Genomic DNA, 22082 nt, shown 5'->3' with positions numbered 1-22082 from the left:
AGTGGATCTTCTATGAGTCCAACATATCCTGTGATTACGATCGATGGCCCAAGTGGTGCAGGCAAGGGCACAGTGTGCATGTTGCTTGCTCGTCAACTCAATTGGCATTTATTAGACTCAGGTGCCTTGTATCGTTTAGTGGCATTAGCGGCAGAGCATCACCACGTCAAGTTGGATAATGAAGAAGCACTTGCCGTTTTAGCTCAGCATCTTGATGTACAGTTTTTAGTTGGTGCAGATGAGCTAGTGCAAGTGGTATTGGAAGGAGAAGACGTAAGCCGTCAGTTACGTACAGAAACCTGTGCGCAAGCGGCTTCCAAAGTGGCTGCGTTACCAGAAGTTCGTCAAGCTTTACTGGCACGTCAGCGTGCATTTCGCGATGCACCAGGTTTAGTGTGTGATGGCCGAGATATGGGCACAGTGGTTTTCCCTGATGCCTCATTAAAAATCTTTTTAACTGCTTCAGCGCAAGAAAGAGCACATAGACGCTTACGGCAGTTGCAGGAGAAGGGGTTTAATGCTAGTCTCGACACCCTTATTCAGGAAATCAGTGCGCGTGATGCTCGTGATAGTGAACGCAGCTTAGCGCCCCTGAAAGCAGCTGTAGATGCCGTATGTATCGATACTACAGCTCTGACAATTCCGGAAGTCCTGACCCGAATTTTAGCCGAGGCACGCAGCCGTAAGCTACTTGATTAAGTTAAAATTCATCCTAGGATCTTTTTTCGGAGAGCGTTTAGTCAGTGTCGTAACCAGGTAAGCTATTAACCTTTTGTGTTGACCTCCTGAAAAGCTTATCTGGTAGTAACCAGCGTTAACATCGCTAAACGCATGTCTATTGTGGCCCACGCTTGTTGGTGGCGTGGAGAATTGCGGCCTAGCCGCTGAACTTTTTATTGATTGATCACGCAGGAAACTCATGAGCGAGAGCTTTGCTGAACTGTTTGAACAGAGTTTACAAGAAGTCAACATGGAACCTGGTTCCATTGTTACCGCAGTTATCGTTGACATCGAAGGCGATTGGGTAACGGTTAACACGGGTCTAAAATCTGAAGGTGTTATTCCTTTAAACCAATTTGAAAACCCATCGCAATTACAAATCGGCGATGAAATTCAAGTTGCGCTAGAAACCGTAGAAGATGGTTTCGGTGAGACGCGCGTATCACGTGAAAAAGCACGTCGTGCAGAATCTTGGAAAGGCCTAGAAGGCGCGTTCGAGAAGAACGAAATTGTTAAAGGCGTGATCAACGGTAAAGTGAAAGGCGGCTTCACAGTCGACATCAACACGATCCGTGCCTTCCTACCTGGTTCCTTGGTTGATGTACGCCCTGTACGTGATACCTTGCACCTCGAAGGTAAAGAGCTTGATTTCAAAGTAATCAAACTTGATCCTAAGCGTAACAACGTGGTTGTTTCACGTCGTGCTGTGCTAGAAGCAGAAAACTCCGCTGAGCGCGAAGCTCTGTTGGCTGCACTGCAAGAAGGTATGGAAATCAAGGGTATCGTGAAGAACTTGACCGATTACGGCGCCTTTGTTGATCTAGGCGGCGTTGATGGTCTTCTGCACATCACAGATATGGCGTGGAAGCGTATCAAGCATCCTTCTGAGATCGTTAACGTAGGTGACGAGATCAATGTGAAGGTGCTCAAGTTCGATCGTGATCGTAATCGTGTATCTTTAGGTCTGAAGCAACTTGGTGAAGATCCTTGGGTAAATATTAAAGCACGTTACCCAGAAAACACTAAAGTCAGTGCACGTGTCACTAACTTGACTGACTACGGCTGTTTCGCTGAGTTGGAAGAAGGTGTTGAAGGTCTGGTTCACGTTTCTGAAATGGATTGGACTAACAAAAATATCCACCCATCTAAAGTAGTCAATGTGGGTGATGATGTTGAAGTGATGGTACTGGATATCGATGAAGAACGTCGTCGTATTTCCTTAGGTATCAAGCAATGCACACCAAATCCTTGGGAAGAGTTCTCTTCTAAGTTTAACAAGGGTGACCGTGTCCGTGGTGGCATCAAGTCGATTACAGACTTTGGTATCTTCATTGGTTTGGATGGTGGCATTGATGGTCTAGTACACTTGTCTGACATTTCTTGGAACGAAACTGGCGAAGAAGCCGTTCGTAAGTACAAGAAAGGTGACGAGCTTGAAACTGTGATCTTATCCATCGATCCAGAGCGTGAGCGTATTTCTTTAGGTATTAAGCAGTTGGAAAGCGATCCTTTCACTGAATACTTAGTGTCTAACGATAAAGGCTCTTTGGTAACTGGTAAGGTTGTTTCTGTTGATGCAAAAGAAGCTGTTATCGAACTCGCTGACGATGTCACTGGTGTTCTAAAAGCTTCCGAAATCAGCAGTGACCGTGTTGAAGATGCACGTAACGTGCTCAACGAAGGTGATCAGGTTGAAGCCAAGATCCTTAACGTTGATCGCAAAAACCGCGTGATTAGCTTATCTGTTAAAGCGAAAGAGCAAGCAGAAGCCAAACAAGCGATGCGTACTATTCGTCAGCAAGAGCCAGAAGCTGCAGGTCCTACCACCATTGGTGATTTGATCAAGCAGCAAATGGAAAGCAACTAAGGTTCTTCCCTTAGATTGATTTCCTGCTAGGTATTTTATACCCGACCCCATAGCCTCACCGCTATGGGGTTTTTCGTTTTTAGCAGTCTTAATAGTTAATTTCTATTGATTAAATAGAAAATGATGGCTTCCAAAAAGATAAGATTATGTTAATTTAGATTTATCGAAAAAAAGCAATGACGACCTAGTCTTTTCTTATTAGGAGTAGCATCATGGAAAATCAAGTCAGCTTTCCACGTTTAAATGAAAAAGCCCCACATTTCAAAGCGCCGACCACAGACGGTGTGAAGTCTTTAGAGGATTATCAGGGTAAGTGGTTAGTTTTGTTCTCACATCCTGCCGATTTTACGCCGGTTTGTACAACAGAGTTTATGGCATTTGCACAACATGCACCTGAGTTTGCCAAACGCAACTGTGAGCTTCTAGGGCTATCGATTGATAGCATTCACTCGCATATTGCGTGGATGCGTAACATTCAAGAAAAATTCGGCGTCGAGATTCCTTTCCCGATTATTGCAGATTTGAAAATGGATGTTGCTCGTGCATATGGGATGATTCATCCAGGCGCAGCAGATACTTCTGCAGTACGTGCCACTTTTATTATTGATCCAAACGGGATTCTACGCGCTATGGTGTATTACCCTATGAGCAATGGGCGTTCAATCCCTGAATTTGTACGTTTATTAGATGCTCTGCAAACGAGTGATACTCATAAGGTAGCCACACCAGAAGGTTGGCAGCCTGGTGACAAAGTGATTGTGCCCCCTGCAGGTACTGCGGAGGAAGCCAATAAGCGCATGAACGCTGGCGATTATGAATGTAAAGATTTTTATTTTTGCACACGCAGCTTATAAATATTTGCGAACACGTTAAACTAAAAGGCAAACATTTTTGTTTGCCTTTTTTGTGCCTTAAGCGGCAGAAAAAAAGCGATAGCAATTTTTGCCTGCCTGTTTTGCCGCATACATGGCTTGATCTGCTTGACGCAAAATATGATGTGTATCTGTGGCTAAGCCCGTGTCTTCTAGCAGGGTAATACCGCAACTCGCAGAGACATGCAAAGGCGTTGTGTGAAAGGTCACAGGTGTTGAACTCACTGCTAATAAACGTTCTACCAGAGGAAGAATCTGGTGTTCATTTTTAATCCCTTTGACCAAGGCAACAAACTCATCACCACCAATACGCGCTAGTGTATCCGTATCTCGTAAGCTAGCTTGCATGCGCTTGGCTAATGTTTTTAATAAGAAATCTCCTGCATCATGGCCGTAAGTGTCATTAATTGCTTTAAAACCATCTAAATCCACAAAAATGACAGCCATACCCTGTTGTGTACCTCGTGCATCTGCCAAGCCTTGAGTTAAACGTTCTGATAAAAGTGTACGATTTGGTAAACCTGTTAGAGCATCATAATGCGCCATATGTTGTAATTGATTTTGATAGGCTTTTTGTGCACTAATATCCATAAATAAGACAACCACATGGGTAATTTCCCCTATGTTAGAATGCACCGCTGAGAGTGTAAGATTTGTCGGATATTCTCGGCCTGACGCATGAATATTCCAGACTTCACCTTCCCAAGCACCTTGGTTTAATAAAGATCCCCAACCTTCACGGTAAAAATCTTGTCCTTGGTACTGCGAGTTTAACAAGCGTGGGTGACGCCCTAAAACTTGTTGCCGCGTATACCCTGTAATACTTTCAAAAGCTGAGTTGACATCTAAAATAATCCCTGTCGGTGAGGTAATCATAATAGCCTCACGCGCATGACTAAATACGCTGGCTGCAAGACGGGCTTCTGATTCACGCCTATGGCGCAAAATAGCGTAACGAATAGCTTTGCGCAGCTCGCTCCCTTCGGCATCTTTGGAAAGGTAATCCTCTGCACCTGCATCAATCGCAGGGCTGACAGCATCTAAATCACTCAAACCAGTTAAAACAACCAATGGGCAATCTGGCAGCCTTTTTTTACACTGTACAACCGTATTGACCCCTGTAGAATCAGGCAGATTAAGATCAAGCAAAATGACATCTGGGCGCTGTGTACGGCTAAAGTGTTCTGCTTCATTTAATGAGGCAACCAAATGTACCTGAAAAGCATCAGTTTGTTTTTCTAAGAGTTTCCAGCGAATAAGCTGAGCATCTCCAGGTTCATCCTCTATCACTAAAATAACAGGGGAATCGGACATGGCTAATTCCTGTACATCCAGTATTAATAAAAAGACGGCAATTTTACGAGGCTAATCCAATACTCCTCCAGATTTTGAACTTTTTTGATAAAATCCATTACATCTAAAGGTTTAACCACATAACCCGCAGCACCTAAATTATAAGAGGCCATAATATCAGACTCAGCTTCAGAAGTGGTCAGCACCACAGTAGGTATCATACGCCAATGGTCATTTTCTTTCTGGGCTTGTAAAAAAGCTTTACCATCCATCCGCGGCATATTAAGGTCCAGTAAAATAAGATCTGGACGTTGTGCTTGTTGGTAAGGTGCCTCATTTGCTAAATAAGCAAGTGCTTCTATACCATCTTCAACATGTTGCAGATCAATAAGAATGCGACTCTCTTTAAAAGCCATTTTAATTAAGTGTGCATCTGCTGCTTCATCTTCTACCAATAAAACTCGGAAATTTCTATTTTGATTCATAGGCACGTAAAGATCCTTTAGGTAGATCAAATAAAATACTAATGCCTCCTTCAATACCATCTTCAATAGAAATATGACCTTGGTATTTATGTACATATTTTTGTACTAAGGCCAATCCCATTCCTATACCTTGAGGGTAATCAGAAGCTTTGACTAAACGGGTAAATAGAGAAAAAGCACGTTCTCTATCTGCTGGTGCAATACCGATACCATTATCGGTGAAGCGAAAATGTACCCTGTCTTTATGGACATACCAACTGATTTTAAGACATAAAAAACGTTGTGGGTGCCGATAAGCTAACGCATTTTCAAATAAAAAGGTGAAAATTTCTTGAAATTTCTTCATTTCTAGCTGCACATATGCAGGTGTTTCTGTTAACTCTACCGATCCTTTGATCTGATTTAATCGTGGCCCGAAGTGTTGAACCAATCGATGCAAACTCATATCAACACGCGTACTTGTGTGCTGTTGCGTCACATCTGTTTGATCAACTTCTATGGCAAGATAACGCTGGATTTGTGAAACAAGAAGACTTAAACGTCTTGCTTGCTGTTCGATAAAATCTATACAAAGGCTCGCATCTTGATTTAATTCAGTCTTATATAAAGTAAGACGTTGTGAAAAATTCACTAAACGTCTCGCAGGTTCTTGAAAGTGATGTGCCATAACTTCAGAAAGACGTGCGAGTTGGATATTCGTTTGATGGATTTTTTCAATGAGTACATCTTGTGCTTTGCGTAGGCGCTTTTGCTTTTGTAAACTATAAATAAGATAAAAGATCCATGCGCTTTGCAAACTAATTAATCCTATAAGCAATTGATTAATTTGTTCCCTTGCTAATAAAAGCTTTTGTGCTTGTAAATCCACCATTTCTTCCAAGTTGGCTTGATAATTTTTTAGTAATTCTTGATGAATATCCTCAGTAGATTTTTCCGGCAAACTTAAAATGACTGACAATAATAAAACTTGTTGTGACGCTTGATGATTTTTCACTTTTAAACGCTGGCTATAGACCCTAACTTTATGAAGTTGTCCCTGTGCGTCTTGGTGACGAAAAATAAAAAACTGCCGCTCTTGCTGTGCTGCAAGCGTACGTTCTTGCGCGACTTGCTCTGGAGTAAAGGTATTAATATCTTGAATAAAAAGCTTTTGGAATTCTTCTAAATTATATGCATAGAATTGCTGTGCAGCAGGATTAGCATAATCAATTCGGCCAGTTTCTGGTTCAATTAGCAAGCTAGGAACTTGCATTTGTTGCATCAGTTGCAATAAAGAATTTCTATTAATTGCTTGATCAAGCTCAGCATAGATAGAGGCTGGGCTGAACATCAGGCATATATAAAATAATAAAGAAAATAGTAACGTTTTCATACCAGCGTATCTCGGCAACAAGGTAAGGTAAATTGAATGCAGGTGCCTAAACCTTCGCCTGCAGATTCTGCCCAAATTTGTCCACCGTGACGCTCAACAATCTTGCGACAAATCGCCAAACCTACACCAAAGCCTTCATATTTTTCTCGAGTTTGTAAACGTTGAAAGACTTTAAATAAACGCTCGATTTGATTATGAGCAATGCCTATCCCTTGATCACATACACTAAAACACCAAAAATTAGGATCTTTGTGTTGGTTAACTTGAATGGTGATTTTGGGATTTTGACCGGCAACATGATATTTAATGGCATTACCGATAAGGTTTTGAAATAAACGTGTTAGCTCATCTTGGCTTGCATATAATAAAGGCCATTCGGTTTCTGGCTCTAATCTAATCTCTGCTTGAGTTTCTTGAATTTGTGGAAAGAGAAAATGTAATGCTTCCTGAATACTCGTCTCCACATTTAATGCTTGCATTGGCATACCTTTACGCCCAACACGAGAATATTCAAGTAAAGATAACAACATTTGGTCCATACGTTGTGCACCTTCACGCAGAAAATGCATCATCTGTTGGGTGTCTTCATCTAATTGGACTTTTAATTGGCGTTCTAATAATTGCGTATAACTATTGACCATACGCAAAGGTTGGCGTAAATCATGCGAAACAACATAAGCAAATTCTTCTAATTCAGCATTTGAGCGCTGTAATTCTAAAGTCACTTCTTGCAAAGCTTGCTCAGCTTGTACGCGCTGGCTAATATCTTGAGCAATTCCAGCAGTCCGTGGCTGTTCTTCTATATCTGCCGTGATGGCATAACTACGCGCATGAATCCAACGTATCTGCTGATCTGGGCGTACAATACGATAAACTTCGTCAAATCCGCCTTGTTGTTGACGTGATGCCATCACGGCAGATAAAACACGTGCTTTGTCTTCAGGATGGATACTTTCTATAAAAGCGTTCGGGTTTTGGTATAAATATTCGGTCGTTTGTCCCCAAATATTTTCATAAGCATGATTAATATAAAGAATTTTATCTGTTGTACGTATCCAAAAAACTAAATCCACTGCATTGGCAAACTGTTGAAAGCGACGCTCACTTTCTTCTAATGCACTCTCTATTTGTCGTCGTTCACTAATATCGAAAATATATCCATGCCATAAAATATGGCCTTCAGGTGTTTTTTCCGGTGTTGCATGACCTTCTACCCAAATTAATCCTTTTTGCGGGTGTTGCACACGATAGCGACATGTCCATACACGAAGGCTTTGTGCTGAATTTTGAATGGACTCAACGACAATATTGACATCCTCTGGATAAATACGAGTAAAAATCAAATGCGCATCTTCTTTGACTTCTTCTGGTGTCACACCATAAATATCTTTAATACCTTCACTAGCATAAGGAAAGCTTGCTTGTTTGCTTTGTGGGTCCCAAGCATATTGATATACGACACCCGGAACGAGTTGAGCGAGTTTTTGTAGACGTGCTAATAACTCTTGATGTGCAGCTTGTGATGCTTTAATTTGACTTAAATCATGAAAAATTGCAAGAAAATAAGTTTGCCCTTTGACATCAATACAACAGACTTTAACTCGCATAGGTAATAAACTACCGTCTTTACAAGTATGCCAAGCCTCGAAATCTTCTACCGCACCTGTTTTTAAACGTCGAAAACGTGCTTGCGTTTCTTCTATTGCTTCATTTTGATCAATATCATTAATTGCCAGCTGACTAAACTCAGTATAGGTATATCCAAGTTGCTCATGTGCGACGCGATTAAAATGGACAGGCCGTCCAGTATCTATATTAATAAGCATAATTCCATCTGGAATACTATAAAATAAGCTCCTGAATAAAGCTTCACTTTCTTCTATTTTTAATTCGGCGATTTTTTGCTGGCTAATATCTTGATGTGTACCTGATACAAGTAGAGGCTGTCCGGCAGCATCGCGACGGATTAAACGGCCACGGTCTAAAACCCAGACCCAATGGCCATCTTTATGACGCATTCTTGCTTCGCATTCGTAATAGTCTAAATGACCAGAAAAGTGCTGCTCTAATAATTGACTCGAGCGTTGTAAATCTTCTGGGTGTGTTAGCTTCATCCAAGTATCTATATTCGTTGGTGCCAGTTCTTCTAAGGTATATCCAATCATTTCTGCCCAACGTGAATTAAACCGAGTTTCTCCTGTTTGTACATTCCATTCCCAAGTGCCTGCATGGGTACCATATAAAATATCCGCAAGTCGGGTGCGCTCTTGTTCAAGTGCTTGCTCAGTTTTTTTAAGTTCTGTTTGATCAAATAAATAAAAATGCAAAGCAAGTGCTTTACCCTGTGCATCTCTAATAATTGAGGTGAAATCATAGTACCAATGGTACTGACCTTGCTGATCTTGCAAACGATAGCTATGTTCAAAGCTTTTGACATGGGGGGATTGAATGGCTTGGTTCACTAATTCAATAAATTGATGTCTATCTTGTGGATGCAGCAAGTTAAGATAAGGTGTATTTACTAGCGCCTTCTCTTGATAGCCAGTAAGCTTGGGCGTATTGTCAGAGATTTTTTGGATTAAATAACCTTTCGTTAATTGGCAAATAATGGCAAATATGGGTCCAGAAGAAAGTAATTCATGCTCTGCGTAAAGCTTATTATGTAGCTCTTTAGCATTCTCTAAACTTAAGTGACGCTTCTTTTGATAAAAAAATAAGCCAACCCCGCTCACTAAAATAATAAAAAAGAATAATAGACTGGCAATACCCAGCTCTTGATACCAATCAAGGTAAATAATTTTTAAGTCACGACTAACAGCAACTACTAAAGGAGTATTCATATTTTCTAGATCAATACGGCTTTGTGCTAATAATCGCTGCTCACCCGTTGTGTGTACATGACCTGTCATTAAAGTAATCTTTTTATTTTGCGCTTGGTGGCGTGAGAAAAAAGAATCTGGGTTGGTGCTTAAATCCATGCCAATTAATTCTGGACGTTCAGGCATCATCAAAAATAAACGTCCTTCACCATGCGCTAAAGCGGCACGCGCATCTTGGGTATGAGTGACAGCCTTTAATTGTTGCCCAAAAAAACTAGGATCTAAACTTGCGGAAATCATACCTAAAAAAGTGCCATTAGAACTCATTAAGGCACGACTCAAGCTTAAAACCCAGTCTTGTTCAACTGATGCTGGAAAAGGAGGTGCTACAAATAATTGATCATTAAACGTTGTATCTTGCTTTGAGGCTGTATGCTGGAATGCTTGTTGTTTAACCTGTTGAAAGTGTGCGCGCTGGCTAATATTAATCCCTATCAGGTCTGGGTTGCTACTTGCAATAATCAGGCCCTGTGCGTCGACAAGCGCCAATGTCCGTATTCCAGGCATAATCTTTAATTGTGCACGTAGACGTTTTTCAATCAATTGATGGATGTAGTCACTTTCTTTTAAGCTGGCTAAATGCGGTTGCATACTGAATAAAGGGTAGGCAATTTGTTCACGTGCATTCACTAGAAGGCTATCAATAGCAGTGAGTTGGTAACGGATATTTGTGGTCAGTGTCTGTGCTTGGTGGATTAAATAATCTGATTCTTCCGCAAGCATACGCTGACGATCTTTGTATAAAACAAAGGCCAGTACGAAAGCGAGGATGCACCAAAAGCCAATGACTAGGCTCCATTCAAAGCGTATTAAAGGGGTTTGTGAGTGAACTTGAGTAAAAACACGGGTACACAAAGCACGAATGGATTTGATCATAGAGGCTGGCATCACTGAAGTTGCAAAACAAGACCTTTCTATAATGCAAGATATTTTTAGATTTTTGCAACTGTATTTAGCAAAATCTGTACTTTATGCATATTTTGTATCTGTCAGTTAATCATCTAAGAAGGCCGCGTTAATATCGACACACAAGACCACCAGCTGACCTTGTGCCTCATGCATAAAGCCTTGTGAGATAGTGATATCTAGATCCGCATCTGGTAGGCCTAAATAAGGCTGTGAAAAATGCACTTTTCCTGGTTGGGCCAGTGCATTACGAAAATAAGTGCGACGTGCCCACAAAGCGCCCTCGGCAGCACGCAAAGGCTTGTAGTGTAGCGTCGTTTTACTCGTCGTTTGTGCAGCTTCTAAACGATGCTGACAGGATGGATGAGGACTTAACGTTTCGTGAATTTGGACCCCATGCCGATTCAGTAGATAAATGCGTTTTACTGCTGGGTGCGCTAACAAAGATTGTGTTGCAGCGCTAAGATCTAAACTGAGCTGTAAACTTTGGCAAGCATCTTCGATACTTTGGCGCAATAAGGCTTTTTTATGTGATCTGCGCCTTAATTGAGCAAGCTGGCTTTGGTAAGAAATATGGTGCAAATCACGAATATGTGTACTTAACTCTCGACTGACACTCCCTTGGGCACTCGGACGTGCAAAGTAATAACCTTGTAATAAATCCGCTTCGCTATCTAAAGCCAGTAAGGCCTCGCGCTGGGTTTCAATCCCTTCAATCAGCACTAAGGCCCCAGTTTCTCTAAGTAAAGCCACTAATTTAGGCAATAGGCGCTGCTGCTTAGGGTTAGCCGCTGCATTGGCGATCATAGAACGGTCTAGTTTGACAATGTTGGGTTCAATGCGCCAAATACGGTCAAAATTGGATTGACCTGCACCAAAATCATCAATCGCGACTAAAAAGCCTTCTTCGCGATAATGATGCACAAAATCCGCTAAGAGTCCGGGATCAGAAACGGCATCTTCTAAAATTTCTAACACGATATTATCGGGTTGTAGCCCATGACGTGCCAACATACGACGCATCAAGCCAGCACGCATATTTTGCGTATTAATTTGCTCATTACGTACATTGACAAATAGCCAAGCATCTTGCTTTTGTAGACGCTGAAAATTAAATACATGCAGTAGTAAACATAACAAATCCATAGAGGCAATGGCTTCGTCTGTTTCACAACGCGCGAAAGCAGCCAAAGGTGATAAGGCTTGTTCATTTTGGCTCGCACGTAACAAAGCCTCATAACCGACTGTGCGCCTATGCGTCGGGCTGATAATCGGTTGGAAATGACTACGCAACTGCATTTGTTGCCAATGCCCAACGCATTCATTGGGTGCAGCTTCTAACTTTTGCGCCAAACGTAGCCGTTGTGCAGATAAAGTAAGTTGCCTTTGGTATGAAAAGCTGCAAGCGTTCATAAAAATAAAAGTGCTCTCTTTTTCAAGTGGGGAAGTGCACCCAAAATCTATTGGAAAAATGTGTTGGTAAATATTATTAATGCAAAAAGTGGGCCATTTTCTGCGAAACAGTTGTCTAAATGACTTAAAATGGGGCGTTTGTTAGCACTTTATGCACAAAATTGGTTAACAATGCGCCTTCATCCAGCGTAAAATGCACCAAAATACAGCATTTCGGCGAATAAACGTTTGATTGTGTTTTGCATGGTATTGTGTCTAGGGGGCTTATACAATAAGCCTCCCTATATAAGAAGCTCAAACCAATGGTGAGCTTTTTTGCTAGTTCAATTTTGATGTGCCTGTCATTAGGCTAAATAAGGTAACTCACGATTATGGAACCTACCTACACCCTGGTTATTTCTTGTCCAGATCGCACAGGAATTGTCGCGAAAGTTAGTAATTTCTTGGCCATGTATGGTGGTTGGATTACAGAGGCTAACCACCACTCAGATTTGCAAGCCAATCGTTTTTTTATGCGTCATGAGATTCGCGCTGATTCGCTGCCGTTTAGTTTGGATGAGTTCCGTACCGCATTTGCGCCGATTGCACGTGAATTTGAAATGGACTGGTATATTAGTGATTCTGAAATTAAAAAGCGCGTCGTGCTTATGTGTAGCAAGGAATCACACTGCCTAGTTGATCTTTTATATCGTTGGCATAGTGGTGAGCTGGCTTGTGATATTCCTTGCGTGATCTCTAATCATGAAGATATGCGTTCTATTGTAGAGTGGCATGGGATTCCTTACCACCATGTACCGGTCAACAAAGAAAATAAAGAAGAAGCCTTTACGCAAATTGAAGCCTTAGTTGATCAAGCACAAGCAGATACTTTAGTTCTTGCACGTTATATGCAAATTTTACCACCGAACTTGTGTCAAAAATATACGGGTCGGGTGATCAATATCCATCATAGTTTCTTGCCTTCTTTTGTGGGGGCTAAGCCTTATCACCAAGCCTTTGTTCGCGGTGTTAAATTAATTGGGGCCACCTGTCACTATGTGACCGAGGAATTAGATGCAGGGCCGATTATTGAACAAGATATTCATCGTGTGAATCATCGGCACACGCCAGAAGACTTGGTGCGCATAGGTAAAGATGTGGAAAAAGCCGTATTAGCACGTGGGCTACGTTGGCATTTACAAGATCGTATTATTTGTTGTGGCAATAAAACCGTGGTCTTTAACTAGTAAAGGATTCGCTCTAGCGTAGATAAATGCGCGCTTTTTCTCTAAGATAACCAGAGTTAGCGCATACTAAGTGTGCCTATCTCGGACTGGATTAATTCAATACAATGGGGGCTAACCCATGGCTGGGGTTCTCGATAGTGTGGATTCACGTACCCGTTTGGTGGGTGAGAATCGACTTGAACTACTGATGTTCCGTCTTAAAGGGCGGCAAGTATTTGCTATTAACGTCTTTAAAGTTCAAGAAGTCATGCGGTTACCTCGCTTGACCTCTTTACCTCATCATCATCCTTATGTTGTTGGTGTCACCCATTTGCGTGGGCAGACAGTGACTGTCATTAATCTTGCGCAAGCTATTGGCTTACCACCACTTGCAGACCATAAAGAAGCAAATATCATTGTGACCGAATATAATAACTCGGTGCAGGCTTTTCTTGTGGGCAGTGTGGATCGTATTGTCAATATGAATTGGGATCAGATTATGCCGCCACCACGTACAACAGGGCGTGCACATTATCTCACAGCGATTACACGTCTAGAGGAACAGATTGTAGAGATTATTGATGTTGAGAAAGTATTAGCAGAAATTTCCCCTTATTCTATTCAGCTAGATAGCAGTTTATTGGATGAGAAATTACAAGAAGCGGCACGACAAATGGAAGTTTTGGTGGTCGATGACTCACAAACTGCATTAAATCAAGTACGTGAAACTTTAGGATTTTTGGGACTTAAGGTCCACACGATGACCGATGGCCTTCAAGGGCTTCACCTACTGAAGCAATGGGCCGATCAAGGGGTTGATGTCCCTCAAAAATTACTGATGGTCATCACTGATGCAGAAATGCCAGAAATGGACGGTTATCGTCTCACCCGTGAAATCCGCGAAGATCCACGTCTTAAAGATTTATTTGTGGTTTTACACACCTCCCTATCTGGCAACTTTAATAAAGCGATGGTGCAGAAAGTCGGCTGTGATGATTTTCTTTCCAAATTCCAACCGCAAGCCTTAGCCAATCTGGTACAAGAACAAATCCGCCTGCGTGCGGGTTAGTTTTTATTGATTCTTTGCATTTTATTGACCTTGTAATTAGCCAACAACAGGCATGATATGACCTTAGTGCGATTAGAAAAAGCACATCTTGCTTTTGGTTTACACCCTCTCCTAGACAATGTGGATTTAGTGATTGAAAAAGGAGAGCGTATTGGTTTGATCGGGCGTAATGGCGCTGGCAAATCAAGCTTGCTGAAAGTAATGAGTGGCGAGCTTATATTAGATAGCGGTCAATTGTGGCGCCATCCTAGCTTACGTATTGGTGAGCTGACACAACACCTGCCGCATGCAGATCAGCAAAGCGTGTATGATGTGATTGCGGCAGGTATTCCTGAAGTTGGCCAGTTATTACAAGATTATCATCATCAAGTGATGGCCATTCACACAGAAGCTGACCTCAAGCGTCTAGAACATTTGCAGCATGAGTTAGAAGCACGTGACGGCTGGGCTTTAGGCCAAAAGGTAGACACCCTGATTAGTAAACTGGGATTACCTGCAGATACGCCTATGTCCGCTTTATCCGGCGGCTGGCGGCGACGTGTTGCACTTGCACGTGCTTTGGTGGTTGATCCTGATATTTTGTTATTAGATGAGCCAACCAACCACCTAGATATTGCCACTATTGCTTGGTTAGAAAAGCAGCTACTGGAATTTAAAGGGGCGATTTTATTTATCACCCACGACCGAACCTTTATGCAAGCTTTGGCCACACGGATTATTGAGCTAGATCGAGGTCACCTAACACTTTGGGAGGGAAGCTACCAAGATTTTCTTACCCATAAAGCCCACCAACTAGAAGTTGAAGCACGGCAAAATGCAGTCTTTGATAAGAAGCTTGCCCAAGAAGAGGCTTGGATTCGCCAAGGAATTAAAGCCAGACGTACCCGTAATGAAGGGCGTGTGCGTGCTTTATATGCATTGCGAGAGCAACGCCAAGCAAGACGAGAGCGTCAAGGCCAAGCCCGTTTACAGCTTGAAAAAGCCGCTTCATCAGGCAAGCTAGTCGCTGAGCTGACGCAAGTGACCCATGCTTATCAAGCCCAAGGGGCACCTGTGATTCAGAATTTAGATCTGACATTAGTGCGTGGTGATCGTGTCGCCTTGATTGGCCCAAATGGTGTAGGCAAAACCACTTTACTGAAGATTATCTTAGGCGAGCTGACACCGAATCAAGGCCAAGTCCGCTTGGGAACCAAACTCGAAGTGGCTTATTTTGACCAGTTGCGTGATCAGCTCGAGCCAGAAAAAAGTGTTCTTGATAATCTGGCCCAAGGACGCACCAGTATTAACGTGCAAGGAAAAGAAAAACACGTCATTAGTTATTTAGGGGATTTTCTATTTTCACCAGAGCGTGTTCATACTCCTGTCAAAGCCTTATCCGGCGGTGAATCAAATCGTTTGCTATTGGCCAAACTCTTTGCGCAACCAGCAAATCTATTAGTGCTGGATGAGCCAACCAATGATTTAGATATTGATACCCTAGAGCTACTTGAGGAGTTATTAATTAACTTCCAAGGCAGTGTCTTGTTGGTGAGCCATGATCGAACCTTTGTCGATAATGTGGTGACTTCAACGCTCGTCTTTGATGGACACGGCGGCATTTTAGAATATGTCGGCGGTTATAGCGATTGGGCCGAAATCAGTGGTGGTCATTTAACAGAACCACAAGCACATCCCTATGCAGCCGATCAAACATCCAGTGCAACCAAGGCAACGCCTGAGAAGCCAGCAAATACAGATACAGGGGGCTCGCCAAGTAAAGCATCAAAAAACAAGCCAAAAGTGAAGCTCAGCTACAAACAACAAAGGGAATTAGAAACCCTGCCAGAACAGATTCATGCCTTAGAAACTGCGCTTGAACAAGCACAGCAAACAATCAACCAGCCTGAGTTTTATCAGCAGCCGAGTGATCAAGTAAACGCTGAGTTACAAGCACTAACAGATTTACAAAATGAATTGGATACTAAGCTAGAACGCTGGTTAGAACTTGAGGCCTTAAGTACAGGCGCCTAAGCAGGTCCAGCTAATCACGAGGTTACCTTATGCCAGATCTGGAGAGCATTCAGGAATTTGAAGAGGTCGAGTCTTTATCCATGCCGCGTGTGCTGGTTGTGGATGATGACAGTGCTAACCGTATGGTATTACGCACTTTCTTGTTAAAAGAAGGCTACCAAGTCGATGAAGCCAGCGATGGTCTACAAGCGGTGGAGTATTGTCAGCATACGATGCCGGATATGATCTTTATGGATCTGGCCATGCCAAATATGGATGGTTATGAGGCCACGCGTCGTATTAAAGCCCTCGCAGGTGATGAGTTTGCCGGCATTATTGTGCTCACTGCTTTCAGCGAAGCCGATGCCTTAATGCGCGCGATTGAGGCAGGTGCGGATGATTATCTCACTAAGCCCATTAGTTTTGGACGTCTCAAGGCAAAAATGCTGGTGATGATGCGTATCCGAGCCATGCATGAATCCATGCGCAAACTGCATAAAGAGCGTATGCGTGAGCTAGATATGGCTGAACAGCTATTTAATCATGTGATTTTAGCCGGTGATGAAAGTCACTCCCATCCGGAAACGCTGAAAGTCCATTTACAGGCTGCCGAAAGTTTTTGTAGTGATCTTATCTTGGCGCACCGACATCCATCAGGGCAATTATTTGTTTTGCATGGTGATTTATCCGGCCAAGGTGTGAGTGCTGCTTTGGGAACCTTGCCTGTGTTGGCACGTTTTCGTGGTTTAGTCGAGCAAGGGTATGAAGCAAGACGTCTATTAAAAGCTTTAAATCAGTTAATGTGTGATTTGCTGCCTGCACAGATTTATATGAAGGCTTCTTTGATTATCATTGAGCCTGATGGCCAGAGTGTACAATTCTGGAATGCCGGCATGGAAGAAGTTTGGCTACTGGGTGCAGAAGGCGTACGTGGCTTTCCATCGCGGAACCTGCCTTTAGGCATGAGTCAAACCGACTTAAGCTATCATTTTGAGCAAATTCATCTCAACCCAGGCGAGCGTTTACTGTTTACCAGTGATGGTGTCCGTGAATGTGAAAATGCGAAAGGACAAATTTTCGGTCGCCAACGCTTATTAACTTGGTTGGCAGAGCGTGCGCAACAGGAAAGCCAGACCTCCTTACTTGTCCCTCTGATGGATACTTTGACGGACTGGAGTCAAGGTGTTGCTCTGATCGATGATATTTCTTTATTAGAACTTAAATCCGGCACGCCTTTAGCAGAACGCCATGCGCAAGAAATTGCACCTTTGGCCAAACCTGCTGCTTTATTGTGGACTTTCCGTGGTGAGGGGGACACTTTGGCATCGATTGATCCTGTCCCGCAAGTGATGACCATGCTAGATACCCTCTTGCCTTATCCACAAGTACGCCATGATTTATTTCTCATTATGCGCGAGTTGTATAACCTAGCCTTAGAACAAGGGTTACTTGGCTTGGACTATCAACAAAAACACGATGAAGAGGGGCTAGCGCTTTATTATGAAGCCCGTGAGCAAGGTTTAGCCGATTTGCAAAATGGGCGAGTTGATTTGAAAGTTTGGTTAAATGAGGGTAAGCGTTTAATTCTTGAAGTTGCCTGCGAAGGTGGCTGTGCGGATCGACTTGATATCCAAGAAGAAGCGCTGATCAGACTAAAACGCCATGCGTCCCGAGTGCATTTACAAGATCAGGGACGACGTATGCAAGCGGTTTATGAGCTAACTTCTACATAAAATTAATAAGACTCACAAAAGTGAGTCTTATCCAATGCGTTTTTATGCCCAAGCAGCGGGGTCCTTTTCGATTCTTTGTTGTGCTTCTTGCCAAGCACTAAAACCACCTGCAAGATTGACCACTTGAGTAAAGCCCATATCTTGTAAGGTGCGTGTGGCTAACACACCACGTCCACCAGCTTGGCAATAGACTAGAATTTTCTGTGCTTTATCTTGTAATTGAGGATGGTCTAACACTCGGAACTCTAATACACCACGCGGTAGCATCACGGCTTTTGGTAAATGACCTTGCATAAATTCTTGTGGCTCGCGCACATCTAAAGCGATGGCGCCTTGGTCTAGCAAGGCCGCACCTGCGGTGGGCGTCACTTCACGAATGTGGGCCTTGGCCTCAGCCACAAAATCAGTTGCAACCTTATGACTCATAAAGTACCTCATTGCTTTATAGACTAAGAAGGCCTCCAATGTAGCAGATGCTTTTAATTTAGCCAAATCTTATGTTTTATTCCCCTGATGCTGGGGTATTGAAATGGATCTTTTATGGTTGGTAATACGAACTTACAAACACGTTTAGCCTGGTTGCAACGTGCCGAAGCTTTATGCAAACAACAAGGTGCACGTTTGACACCAACACGCAAACGGGTACTTGAGTTAATCATTGATGCCCCTTGTGGCGCCAAAGCTTATGATATTTTAGATAAACTCACCCAAGAAAATGCTTCTGCTCGCCCACCAACAATCTACCGTGCCCTTGACTTTTTATTAGCACAAGGGCTGATCCATCGTATTGAATCTTTGAATGCCTATGTGGCTTGTTGCGATCCTGAGCATGCACATGGTTATCAACTATTAATTTGCGAATGCTGTGGACAGGTCACTGAACTACCTGCAGCGGCAGTAGAGGCTAAATTATATCAAATTGCTGCGAGTATCGATTTTACACTGAAGCGGCATACGATAGAGCTGCAAGGTATTTGTGCCACTTGCGCACAGGAAACATCCGCTGATTAAATTTAAGTTGGCGATATTTTTGTTATGTTATAACATAAAAACATCTGAGGGTAATATCATGTATGATATGGTGATTAGTCAGGCACAGGTTGTGAATGAAGGATGCATTCAAGTATTAGATGTGGCCATTCAAGGGGAGCGTATCGCTGCAATAGCGCCAGATTTAAGTCAAGCAGCCTGCAAACAAACTCTAGATGCTCAAGGCCGTTACTTGCTCCCTGGCATGATTGACGATCAGGTACACTTTCGTGAGCCGGGTTTGACTCATAAGGGAGATATGGCAACAGAATCAGCGGCTGCCGTCCGTGGTGGTATTACCTCTTTTATGGAAATGCCCAACGTCAATCCCTTAACGATTAATGCGCAAGCTTTGGAAGATAAATATCAGCGTGCCCAAGGCCGTGCCCATGCTAACTATGCGTTTTATCTAGGTGCTAGTAATGACAATCTAGAGCAAATTAAAAGTCTAGATCCAAAAACGGCTTGTGGTATCAAGGTATTTATGGGCGCCTCGACTGGGAATATGCTAGTAGATGATCCCAGAGTATTAGAGGAAATCTTTGCACATGCACCTACTTTGGTGGTAACTCATTGTGAAGATACTCCGAGTATTCATGCATTAGAAGCTGAATATCGAGCGAAATACGGCGAAGATGTACCTATGGCATACCATGCCAAGATTCGTTCGGAAGAGGCTTGCTGGAAATCTTCGTCTTTTGCAGTCGATTTAGCACGTAAGCAAGGGACACAACTCCATGTATTGCACCTTACAACCGCACGCGAGTTAGCCTTATTTACAGCTGGCCCAATCGCCAATAAGCAAATTACTGCCGAGGCCTGCGTGCATCATCTTTTCTTTAATGAAGAAGATTACGCCACTCTAGGCGCCTTAATTAAATGTAATCCTTCGATTAAAACCGCTGCGGATCAAGCGGCTTTGCTGCAAGCTGTAGTCGAAGATCGGATTGATGTGATTGCAACAGATCATGCGCCTCATACTTGGGAAGAAAAGCAACATACTTATTTCAAAGCGCCTTCGGGTTTACCACTGGTGGAACATGCTTTACCAAGTCTATTTGAACATTATCATGCTGGACGCCTCAGTTTAGAAAAAATCGTACAAAAAACTTCACACGCCGTAGCAGAGCGTTTTCAGGTACAGGCGCGTGGTTATCTTCGTGAGGGTTATTTTGCTGATCTTGTATTAGTCGATTTGAACGCAAACAGCCCGATTACCCACGAAAATTGCCACTATAAATGTGCATGGACCCCCTTTGCTGGGCAAACATTTCAATCGCGTATTGAAGCCACTTGGGTCAATGGCCAGCTTGCTTGGAGCCAAACCCAAGGATTAGCCCCTGCTCAAGGCCAGCGTTTGCAGTTTCTGCGTTAGTTTGTTGGGAGCAGGTAATACCTATTTACAACTTTTCTTAAAAAAGGAAAAACCACGTGAAATTTGCTTTATCTGCTCCTAATGCTTTAAAACCTCTAACCCTTGCTTTGAGTATGAGTGCCAGTGTTTGGGCAGGGCACGCCTTAGCAATGCCTCAGGTAATGGTCAGTGTCTTGCCACAAAAATACTTTGTCCAAGAGGTGATGGGGGAAGAGGCAAACATTCATGTGATGGTGCAACCAGGTCACAGCCCCGCAACCTATGAACCCACGCCGAAACAAATGGCAGAAGTTGCCAAAGCACAAATTTATTTTAGTGTGGGAGTCCCTTTTGAGACCGTATGGTTGCCAAAGCTGGCGGCGAATTTCCCAGAAATGCGCATTGTGGATACACGTGAAGGTTTAACACTCAGAACCTTAGAAGCGCATAATCATCACGAAGAAGACGACCATGACCATGACCATGACCATGACCATGACCATGACCATGACCATGACCATGACCAAAAGCATGCAGAAGAAGCACACACAGGTCAAGACCCACATATCTGGACTGATCCGGTAGGTGTGCAACAGCAAGTCAAAACGATTGCACAAGCATTATCAGCACAAGACCCTGAAAATCAACAAAAATATCAGCAGCAGGCTCAAGCTTTTATCGAAGAGTTACAGCAATTAGATCAAGAAATTGCACAAAGTTTGCAAGCCTACCAAGGCCAAGCTTTTATGGTATTTCATCCCGCTTGGGGCTATTTTGCTGATCGTTATCAGTTAAAACAGTGGCCGATTGAGTTTGAGGGCAAAGAACCCAGCGCACGCCAACTCGCTGATATTATTGAAGCCGCCAAGGCAGAAAATATTAAAGTGATTTTTGTACAACAACAATTTAGCCAACACTTGGCGCAACGTATTGCCAAAGAACTACAAGCCGAAGTGGTCACTCTAGATCCTTTAGCCAGTGATTATATGCAAATGATGCGTGATGCATCGCAAGCGATTGCGAGAGCATTAGCAACACGCCATGAATAAACCAAAGATCCATTCATAATCTCCCTTAAGCAGCCTAGCAAGACGCTAGGCTGTTTTGTCTTTGATATCAACAGGAGGCAAACAAGTGCTTGCGCTTGATATTCGCAATTTAACCTATCGCTATACCCCTAAAAGCCCTCCCGTACTGCACCAGGTGAATTTACAGGTACAACAAAATGAATTTATCGCCCTTGTCGGCCCAAACGGTGGCGGCAAAAGTACCCTGTTTAAACTTATTTTAGGGTTGTTGCCTCAACAAGCAGGGCAAATTCATCTCTATGGTCAACCAGCACCACAAAATACCCAGATAGGTTATATGCCGCAAAGTATGCATTTTCCACGGAGTTTGCCGATTAGCGTACAAGAAGTAGTCCTCATGGGACGTTTACAAGCATTACAAGGTTGGCGTGCTTGGTGTTCGCCCAAACGTTGGTGGCGACGTTATTCTGAACGAGATCTTATGTTAGCAAAAGAGGTCATGCAACAAACAGACATTGCCCATCTAGCAGAGCGTTCCATTCAAAATTTATCAGGTGGTCAATTACAAAGGGTTTTACTTGCACGCGCCTTAGTCACTCAGCCAAAGTTGCTCTTATTGGATGAGCCAACTGCTAGTATAGATGCACATATGGAGCGTGAATTATTTGATTATTTACAACAGATTAATCAAGAGATTTGTATCTTAGTGATTTGTCATAATGTGCGCTTAATTCATGATTATGCAACCCGAGTCGCTTGTGTAAATCGTACACTACATTGTCATGAAAATACGCAAATTACCCCTGAGCTTATTAGTCATATGTATGGTCAGCCTTTAGATTATCTTCCACAAAATTCGGCATAA

At 42.9% G+C, this 22082-nt stretch carries 17 protein-coding genes; 11 read left to right on the top strand and 6 right to left on the bottom strand.

The window, feature by feature from the left end; genetic code table 11:
• Positions 1–12: 12 nt before the first annotated feature.
• The 3 genes from cmk to BMX05_RS07385 all read left to right on the top strand — a co-directional run bounded on the left by cmk (position 13) and on the right by BMX05_RS07385 (position 3441).
• On the top strand, positions 13–699 hold the full coding sequence (gene cmk, locus BMX05_RS07395; RefSeq protein WP_093309516.1) for a (d)CMP kinase: 687 nt from the start codon (positions 13–15) through the stop codon (positions 697–699).
• Positions 700–919: 220 nt separating this feature from the next.
• Positions 920–2587: a 30S ribosomal protein S1 gene (gene rpsA, locus BMX05_RS07390; protein ID WP_093309514.1), complete on the top strand. Its 1668-nt coding sequence runs from the start codon at positions 920–922 to the stop codon at positions 2585–2587.
• Positions 2588–2799: 212 nt separating this feature from the next.
• Positions 2800–3441, top strand: coding sequence for a peroxiredoxin (locus BMX05_RS07385; RefSeq protein WP_093309512.1), 642 nt, complete (start codon positions 2800–2802; stop codon positions 3439–3441).
• 57 nt (positions 3442–3498) lie between these two features.
• On the opposite strand, the gene BMX05_RS07380 is transcribed toward BMX05_RS07385, so the two are convergent.
• From BMX05_RS07380 to BMX05_RS07360, 5 genes are all read right to left on the bottom strand, one after another.
• A complete protein-coding gene (locus BMX05_RS07380) occupies positions 3499–4773 on the bottom strand; it encodes a two-component system response regulator (RefSeq protein ID WP_093309510.1) in 1275 nt (424 codons plus the stop codon).
• 23 nt (positions 4774–4796) lie between these two features.
• On the bottom strand, positions 4797–5237 hold the full coding sequence (locus tag BMX05_RS07375; protein ID WP_093309508.1) for a response regulator: 441 nt from the start codon (positions 5235–5237) through the stop codon (positions 4797–4799).
• Positions 5224–6609: a sensor histidine kinase gene (locus BMX05_RS07370; protein WP_093309506.1), complete on the bottom strand. Its 1386-nt coding sequence runs from the start codon at positions 6607–6609 to the stop codon at positions 5224–5226. The genes BMX05_RS07375 and BMX05_RS07370 overlap by 14 nt, the downstream gene beginning before the upstream one ends.
• Positions 6606–10364 carry a PAS domain-containing protein gene (locus BMX05_RS07365; RefSeq protein WP_177166827.1) on the bottom strand — a complete coding sequence of 1253 codons (3759 nt, stop codon included), beginning with the start codon at positions 10362–10364 and terminating at the stop codon, positions 6606–6608. Before BMX05_RS07365 ends, BMX05_RS07370 begins: the two co-directional genes overlap by 4 nt.
• A gap of 117 nt (positions 10365–10481) precedes the next feature.
• Entirely contained in the window at positions 10482–11807 is a 1326-nt protein-coding gene (locus tag BMX05_RS07360) for an EAL domain-containing protein (protein ID WP_093309502.1), read from the bottom strand.
• A gap of 371 nt (positions 11808–12178) precedes the next feature.
• On the opposite strand from BMX05_RS07360, the gene purU reads away from it, so the two are divergent.
• From purU to BMX05_RS07340, 4 genes are all read left to right on the top strand, one after another.
• Entirely contained in the window at positions 12179–13033 is an 855-nt protein-coding gene (gene purU, locus BMX05_RS07355) for a formyltetrahydrofolate deformylase (protein ID WP_093309500.1), read from the top strand.
• Positions 13034–13151: 118 nt separating this feature from the next.
• The gene (locus tag BMX05_RS07350; RefSeq protein ID WP_093309498.1) at positions 13152–14081 is read left to right on the top strand and encodes a chemotaxis protein CheV; all 930 of its coding nucleotides are present in this window, start codon (positions 13152–13154) and stop codon (positions 14079–14081) included.
• 57 nt (positions 14082–14138) lie between these two features.
• On the top strand, positions 14139–16094 hold the full coding sequence (locus tag BMX05_RS07345; RefSeq protein ID WP_093309496.1) for an ATP-binding cassette domain-containing protein: 1956 nt from the start codon (positions 14139–14141) through the stop codon (positions 16092–16094).
• A 29-nt stretch (positions 16095–16123) separates the two neighbouring features.
• Positions 16124–17806 carry a PP2C family protein-serine/threonine phosphatase gene (locus tag BMX05_RS07340; protein ID WP_093309494.1) on the top strand — a complete coding sequence of 561 codons (1683 nt, stop codon included), beginning with the start codon at positions 16124–16126 and terminating at the stop codon, positions 17804–17806.
• A 42-nt stretch (positions 17807–17848) separates the two neighbouring features.
• Here BMX05_RS07340 and BMX05_RS07335 read toward each other — a convergent pair whose 3' ends face one another.
• Positions 17849–18232: a rhodanese-like domain-containing protein gene (locus BMX05_RS07335; RefSeq protein ID WP_093309492.1), complete on the bottom strand. Its 384-nt coding sequence runs from the start codon at positions 18230–18232 to the stop codon at positions 17849–17851.
• A 114-nt stretch (positions 18233–18346) separates the two neighbouring features.
• Here BMX05_RS07335 and BMX05_RS07330 point away from each other — a divergent pair, with 114 nt between their 5' ends.
• From BMX05_RS07330 to BMX05_RS07315, 4 genes are all read left to right on the top strand, one after another.
• Complete coding sequence (locus BMX05_RS07330; RefSeq protein ID WP_093309490.1) at positions 18347–18817, top strand: transcriptional repressor; 471 nt, start codon at positions 18347–18349, stop codon at positions 18815–18817.
• Between the two features lie 58 nt (positions 18818–18875).
• Positions 18876–20210, top strand: a complete 1335-nt coding sequence (locus BMX05_RS07325) for a dihydroorotase (RefSeq protein ID WP_093309488.1) — start codon at positions 18876–18878, stop codon at positions 20208–20210.
• Positions 20211–20266: 56 nt separating this feature from the next.
• Positions 20267–21238 (top strand): metal ABC transporter solute-binding protein, Zn/Mn family, encoded by a 972-nt coding sequence (locus tag BMX05_RS07320; protein WP_093309485.1) that lies wholly within the window; start codon positions 20267–20269, stop codon positions 21236–21238.
• Positions 21239–21323: 85 nt separating this feature from the next.
• Positions 21324–22082, top strand: coding sequence for a metal ABC transporter ATP-binding protein (locus tag BMX05_RS07315; RefSeq protein ID WP_093309483.1), 759 nt, complete (start codon positions 21324–21326; stop codon positions 22080–22082).

The sequence above is a fragment of the Allopseudospirillum japonicum genome, assembly GCF_900108915.1.
In the GTDB taxonomy this organism is placed as follows: Bacteria; Pseudomonadota; Gammaproteobacteria; order Pseudomonadales; family Halomonadaceae; genus Pseudospirillum; species Pseudospirillum japonicum.
The sequence above is the reverse complement of the archived record's forward strand: the minus strand, read 5'-3'. Positions and strand labels throughout refer to the sequence as shown.

Bases quoted from the DNA above. Each gene is read 5' to 3' on its own strand.
- cmk (WP_093309516.1), top strand. From the start codon at position 13: ATGAGTCCAACATATCCTGTGATTACGATCGATGGCCCAAGTGGTGCA.
- rpsA (WP_093309514.1), top strand. From the start codon at position 920: ATGAGCGAGAGCTTTGCTGAACTGTTTGAACAGAGTTTACAAGAAGTC.
- BMX05_RS07385 (WP_093309512.1), top strand. From the start codon at position 2,800: ATGGAAAATCAAGTCAGCTTTCCACGTTTAAATGAAAAAGCCCCACAT.
- BMX05_RS07380 (WP_093309510.1), bottom strand. From the start codon at position 4,773: ATGTCCGATTCCCCTGTTATTTTAGTGATAGAGGATGAACCTGGAGAT.
- BMX05_RS07375 (WP_093309508.1), bottom strand. From the start codon at position 5,237: ATGAATCAAAATAGAAATTTCCGAGTTTTATTGGTAGAAGATGAAGCA.
- BMX05_RS07370 (WP_093309506.1), bottom strand. From the start codon at position 6,609: ATGAAAACGTTACTATTTTCTTTATTATTTTATATATGCCTGATGTTC.
- BMX05_RS07365 (WP_177166827.1), bottom strand. From the start codon at position 10,364: ATGATCAAATCCATTCGTGCTTTGTGTACCCGTGTTTTTACTCAAGTT.
- BMX05_RS07360 (WP_093309502.1), bottom strand. From the start codon at position 11,807: ATGAACGCTTGCAGCTTTTCATACCAAAGGCAACTTACTTTATCTGCA.
- purU (WP_093309500.1), top strand. From the start codon at position 12,179: ATGGAACCTACCTACACCCTGGTTATTTCTTGTCCAGATCGCACAGGA.
- BMX05_RS07350 (WP_093309498.1), top strand. From the start codon at position 13,152: ATGGCTGGGGTTCTCGATAGTGTGGATTCACGTACCCGTTTGGTGGGT.
- BMX05_RS07345 (WP_093309496.1), top strand. From the start codon at position 14,139: ATGACCTTAGTGCGATTAGAAAAAGCACATCTTGCTTTTGGTTTACAC.
- BMX05_RS07340 (WP_093309494.1), top strand. From the start codon at position 16,124: ATGCCAGATCTGGAGAGCATTCAGGAATTTGAAGAGGTCGAGTCTTTA.
- BMX05_RS07335 (WP_093309492.1), bottom strand. From the start codon at position 18,232: ATGAGTCATAAGGTTGCAACTGATTTTGTGGCTGAGGCCAAGGCCCAC.
- BMX05_RS07330 (WP_093309490.1), top strand. From the start codon at position 18,347: ATGGTTGGTAATACGAACTTACAAACACGTTTAGCCTGGTTGCAACGT.
- BMX05_RS07325 (WP_093309488.1), top strand. From the start codon at position 18,876: ATGTATGATATGGTGATTAGTCAGGCACAGGTTGTGAATGAAGGATGC.